Raw genomic sequence first — 5,174 nt, forward strand, 5'->3', positions numbered from 1 at the left:
CGTCTCGGGACCGAAGGCCCAGCGCCTTCGGTCGGCGGGGCAGCCCGCCCCCGGCAACGAGGTCCGGGTCATTGTGCCTGACGGATCCTTCGCGCCGCCGAACACGTTTGGCGAAATCATCGTGCGAAGCGACTCGCTGATGAGCGGGTATTTTAACAATCCGGAAGCCACTGCCGCCGTGCTTCGCGACGGCTGGATGCACACGGGCGACGCCGGCACGATCGACGAGGACGGTTACCTCTATGTCGCCGACAGGGTCAAGGACATGATCGTCACAGGGGGCGAGAACGTGTACTCGATCGAGGTCGAGCGGGTCCTGTTCCTGCATCCGGCCGTTCGCGAGGCGGCCGTGATCGGCGTCCCGAGCGACCAGTGGGGCGAGACGGTGCATGCGGTGATCGTGCCCAAGGACGGCGCCAGCGTGACGCCCGACGAACTGACCGCGCACTGCCGCAAGCACATCGGCGGTTACAAGATCCCCCGCTCTTATGAGTTCCGTTCGGAGCCGCTCCCCGTGACCTCGGTCGGCAAGGTGCGCAAGGGCGTTCTCCGGGATCCGTGGTGGGCGGGACGCGACCGAAAGATATGAGGAATTAGTCGCATAGGGCCTCGATTTGCCGACCGATCGCTTGCGAAGGCGGGTCTGCTGGCCCAAATAACCAGTGGTGTTCTAGCGTACGATACCTGGCGAGCCGCTCGGCTCCCGAACGAGGCCAAGATGGCGCCAGATCTGAATTGGGAGCTCCGGCTCGGTTTTCTCCTCCACGACGTTTCGCGGCTGCGGCGGCGCGTCGTCGACCGGGCGCTGAAGCCGTTGGGCGTAACGCGTTCGCAATGGTGGGTGCTTGCCTTCCTGTCGCGCTCCGACGGAATGTCTCAGGTTGCGCTGGCGGACGAACTCGACCTCGGAAAAGTGGCGCTCGGTCAGTTGATCGACCGGTTGGAAAAGACGGGGTTCATATCGCGTAGACCTGACGAAGAAGACCGGCGTGTGAAGCGCGTCTATCTGACCAAGCGCAGCCATGCGCTGATCGCCCAGATCCGGGAAAACGTGAGCGTGACCGAAAAGGAAATCCTCGAGAAGATCGAACCGGAGGATCTTAAGGTGACGGTCCGTGCGCTTCGCGGCATGAAAGAAAACCTTCTTGCGATGATCGACGAGAGCGAGGACGTCGAGGATTCCGACGCGGCCTGAGGCCGGTTGGTCAGCGGAACTCCACCTCGCTCCGATCGAGCACCAGGACGGAGCGCTCGAGCGCAAGGCCTCGAAACCGCAAGCCTGCTGGCGTTTCGAATATCTCAATCCGGATCGTATCGCCGGGAAAAGCGGGCGCCGCAAAACGCGTCGTCATTGCGGCGATCGCTTCCGGACGACGCGGCGCGAACCGCCTGAGGACTGCCCGGCAGGCGAGGCCGAACGTATTGAGGCCATGCGAGATCGGACGGTCAAAGCCCGCGTGGCGCGCGATATCCGGGTCGGCGTGAACAAGCATATAGTCGCGGCTCGCCTGACGATATAGCAGGGCGGCCTGCGCGGATGTCCGGAAATCACAGACGGCGGCAATCCCGGCGGGCTCGTCCAGAGACCGAGTCAAGTTAAAAGGGGGTCCCAAATCCGCCGCAGCCACCGTCGTCGCGCAGAAACTCCGTCGAGCGGAGGCTCGCAAGCGGCGCTCCAGTCGCCTCGTCGATGAGGTCGTGCTCCGTATGGACGATTGCGCCGCGCTCGGCGCCCTTGTCGTCGACGGCGACAATTCTGTGCTCGGCGCGAATCCGACCTTCGACCGCGAGCGGACGAACGAGCGAGAAACTCTGCTCGCCATGAAGAATCCGCCGCCAGGCGATCCCGGTTTCCGGCGCCTTGTGCCAGAAGGGCGGCCAGCCCAGGGTGACGCACTGGCTCGGGACCGCGAGCGGCCCGCGACCCTCATAGACATAAGGCAGTTCGTCCTCGTCGAGCGGATCCTGCCCCATGCCGAGGCTCAGGGCGTAGAGCGCGCTGTCGCGGGTGTTGTAGTGCTGCACAATCGGCGCGAATTGAAGCCCGCGGACATAGTCGAGATTCATGGCGGAAGTTCTCTCCGTCAGGCCGTTGCCGCCAGCAGACACTCCTGCGTCGCGCTGGCGACGAGATCACCGGCGCGGGAGTAGACGCGGGCAATGGCCAGACCGCGACCGAAGGCCCCGCTGGGGCTAACGCAATCGAAGAGAAGCCAAGCGTCGGCGCGCAGTGGCCGATGGAACCAGACGGCGTGATTGAGACTCGCTACGTAGAGGTGGGCGTCCCGTTCGGCCATGGCGCTCACATGCGCGATGCAGGCGGCGAAATTGATCCAGTAGTCGGAAAGATAGGCGAAGGCTGCAGCGTGCAGCTCTGGAGTGTCGCCGAGCGACTGCCGCAAACGAATCCAAAAGCGCATCCGCAGCTCCGCGAGCGTCCGCGGCAGAAGATCCTCGACGAACGGCGCGCGCATGTCGATCGCCTTGTGCGGCCGATACATGTAGTTCAGCGTTCGCTCGACGTCCTGAACGCGGGGATCGTCGACGTCTTCCAGCGTCGGGCAATTCTCCGGATCGCGGTCGAGGCCGCAGTCGGGAGGCGGCGGCGCCTCATGAGCCGGCGACTCCAGGGCTTTGGCGAAGGTGACGCTGGCGTCGCAGAGGATGCGGCCTCCCTGCTGCAGGCCGCGCACATGGCGCGCCGAGAACCGCTTGCCCTCCTGAAGGGTCTGAACGTCGAAATCGATCGCCTGATCGGGAAGACCACCCGCGGCGAAGACAAGCTGCAAGCAGGATGCGAACCTGTCTTTCGACACCGTCTCAGACGCCGCCGACAGGGCCTGTCCCAGGATCTGCCCGCCGTAGATGCGTCCATGCTCGTTCGTCTCGGCGCGCCGTGAACGAAAGCGGCTCTCGGATACTCGCGCGAGCCAGAGGAGTTGGCCGATGTCCCGCCCGTTCCATTCCGTCGGGCTTTCCCGCTCGGGCGGAATTCCGGCCTCGGCGCTCAGGGTGTCCATTTGTGGTGTCCCGTTTCATTGACGCTGACGACGCCATAGCGCCCATCGCCGAGATGCCTGAGGCGGGTAACGGAGCCGTAGCCGACGAGAAATCGCGTGATGCTTTCCAGCCCGAGCGCGTGCGAGAGCACGATGTTGATCGGCATGCCATGGGTGAAAACCGCGACCCGCGCCGTGGCCGATTCGTTCGCTACGGTCGCGGCGAGCGCGCCGAGCACGCCCGCCCGGAAGGATGCCGGATCGCCGCCGAGATAGCCGATCGGGTCGGCGAGGAATCGCGACCACGCGTCTCCGCCCTCGGCACGGAGCGTTTCCGTGGAGCGGTATCGGATCGACCCGCGATCCGCCTCCGCCCAATCGTCGATCGTTTCGATCGAGAGACCGAGGCGCTCAGCCAGAGATTCGGCGGTCTGGCGCGCGCGCCGAAGGGGGCTCGCGACAATGCGGGTCAAGCCTTCGGTTTCGAGAAGCCGCGCCGCCGCCTGCGCCTGCCGCCGGCCGTGCGCATTGAGTGGCGGATCGTGCGGCGCGTCCGCGTCATCTTCGTTGGGGCGGCCGTGGCGAATGAGGATGAGGCGCATGGGGTCAGGTTTGGGCCAGAGCCCCGGTTGCTTCAAGCGCTTCGATCGCGCTGGATGAGAGGCCCCAGTCGGAAAGGGCCTCGCGACTATCGCAACCTGGGGAGGGGGCGGCGCGCCGCAGTCCGCCCGGCGTCAGACTGAAGCGCGGCGCCGGAGCCGGATGGGTCACGCCGTCGAAGGCGACATGGGCGCCGCGCGCCCGCATGTGGGGATGGTTTGACGCTTCATCGATCGAGAGGGCGGGCGCAAGACACGCGTCGCGTCCGGCGGCGCGCTCGACCCATTCGTCGCGAGTCCGCGTCTGGAAGACGGCCGCGAAACGCTCGCGCATCGCGGCCCACGCGCTGCGATCGTTCTGGTCCGGCAGGTCTTTCGCCGCGAGCCCCATGCAGGCGATGAGGTTGGCGTAGAAATGCGGTTCGATGGCGCCGACCGCGATCCATTTACCGTCCGCAGTCTCATAGCACCGATAGAATGGAGCGCCGCCGTCGACGATGTTGTCCGTCCGCCGATCGGTCCAGACGCCCTGCTGGCGGAACGCCTGGAAGGCGGACATGAGATGGGTGACGCCATCGACCATCGCGACATCGAGCGTCTGACCCCGCCCAGTCTCGCGCGCGTGGAGCACGGCCGCGAGGACCCCCACGGTCAGGTAGAGCGCGCCGCCGCCGAGATCGGCGACGAGATTGAGCGGCGGGGGTGGGGGACGATCGGCGTCCCCGAGCGCATGGAGCGCTCCGGTGAGGGCGAGATAGTTGATGTCGTGTCCGGCCTCCTGAGCCAGCGGCCCTTCCTGTCCCCATCCGGTCATGCGGGCGAAGACGAGGCGCGGATTCGCGGCGAGGCAGACGTCGGGGCCGAGGCCCAACCGTTCCATGACGCCGGGACGGAAACCCTCGATCAGGGCGTCGGCCTTGGCGACCGCGGCGAGAACCGCCTCGATCGCCGCGGGCCGCTTCAGGTCGAGCGCGACGGAGCATTTGTTGCGATTGTAGAAATCGAACCGGGCTGGCGTCTCGGGTTCGACGCCGGCCTTCGGGATTCGGTCGATGCGCAGGATGTCGGCCCCGAGATCGCCGAGCAGGGCGCCGGCGAAGGGTGCGGGCCCGATCCCGCCCAGTTCGACCACCCGAAGGCCGGATAACGGTCCTGTCACGTCGCAAGATCCTTTCCTCGATAGGGGCCGAGCCCGTCGGCGCGCGAGGCGAGCGCGCGCAGCCAGAGCGACGGCGAGAATCGGTCGCCATGAGTCTCGGCCAGATGGTCCAGAGCCTCGACGAACGTCAGAAGTCCGAAAGTCTCGGCCCATCGCAGGACGCCGCCCAAAACCTTCGGAAATCCGAGTCCGAGAACCGACGCGAGATCGGCGTCGTCGGCATTACGGATGACGCCCTCCTCGAGGCAGCGCAGGGCTTCGCGGGCCTCGGCGGCGAGGAGCCTCAGTCGGATCGCCTCGGGCTCGGGCTGCAACGCGGATATTGGAAAGAGGGCGCTCAATCCCGGCCAGGGCATTCGCGGGCCATCGCTCGGCCAGTCGAAGAAACCGCCGCCCGCGCGCCGGCCGGATCGCCCC

General features: G+C 66.4%; 8 protein-coding genes. 2 read left to right on the forward strand and 6 right to left on the reverse strand.

Annotation, left to right across the window (positions count from 1 at the left end; translation table 11 throughout):
* A partial coding sequence (locus tag ACLP25_RS15975) for a class I adenylate-forming enzyme family protein (RefSeq protein ID WP_442470168.1) occupies window positions 1–589 on the forward strand: 589 nt, incomplete at its 5' end.
* 129 nt (window positions 590–718) lie between these two features.
* Window positions 719–1,195, forward strand: a complete 477-nt coding sequence (locus ACLP25_RS15980; protein WP_442470169.1) for a MarR family winged helix-turn-helix transcriptional regulator — start codon at window positions 719–721, stop codon at window positions 1,193–1,195.
* A gap of 10 nt (window positions 1,196–1,205) precedes the next feature.
* Here ACLP25_RS15980 and ACLP25_RS15985 read toward each other — a convergent pair whose 3' ends face one another.
* The 6 genes from ACLP25_RS15985 to ACLP25_RS16010 all read right to left on the reverse strand — a co-directional run.
* On the reverse strand, window positions 1,206–1,628 hold the full coding sequence (locus ACLP25_RS15985) for a MaoC/PaaZ C-terminal domain-containing protein (protein ID WP_442470170.1): 423 nt from the start codon (window positions 1,626–1,628) through the stop codon (window positions 1,206–1,208).
* Window positions 1,597–2,067, reverse strand: coding sequence for an FAS1-like dehydratase domain-containing protein (locus ACLP25_RS15990; RefSeq protein ID WP_442470171.1), 471 nt, complete (start codon window positions 2,065–2,067; stop codon window positions 1,597–1,599). Before ACLP25_RS15990 ends, ACLP25_RS15985 begins: the two co-directional genes overlap by 32 nt.
* 17 nt (window positions 2,068–2,084) lie before the next feature.
* Window positions 2,085–3,020 (reverse strand): acyl-CoA thioesterase, encoded by a 936-nt coding sequence (locus ACLP25_RS15995; RefSeq protein WP_442470172.1) that lies wholly within the window; start codon window positions 3,018–3,020, stop codon window positions 2,085–2,087.
* Complete coding sequence (locus ACLP25_RS16000; RefSeq protein ID WP_442470173.1) at window positions 3,008–3,601, reverse strand: histidine phosphatase family protein; 594 nt, start codon at window positions 3,599–3,601, stop codon at window positions 3,008–3,010. Before ACLP25_RS16000 ends, ACLP25_RS15995 begins: the two co-directional genes overlap by 13 nt.
* 4 nt (window positions 3,602–3,605) lie before the next feature.
* A complete protein-coding gene (locus ACLP25_RS16005; RefSeq protein ID WP_442470174.1) occupies window positions 3,606–4,757 on the reverse strand; it encodes a CaiB/BaiF CoA transferase family protein in 1,152 nt (383 codons plus the stop codon).
* The coding region (locus ACLP25_RS16010; RefSeq protein ID WP_442470175.1) for a 3-hydroxyacyl-CoA dehydrogenase family protein at window positions 4,754–5,174 on the reverse strand (421 nt) is incomplete at its 5' end. The genes ACLP25_RS16010 and ACLP25_RS16005, both read right to left, overlap by 4 nt.

The sequence above is a fragment of the Roseiarcus sp. genome (assembly GCF_052145395.1).
GTDB lineage: Bacteria > Pseudomonadota > Alphaproteobacteria > Rhizobiales > Beijerinckiaceae > Roseiarcus.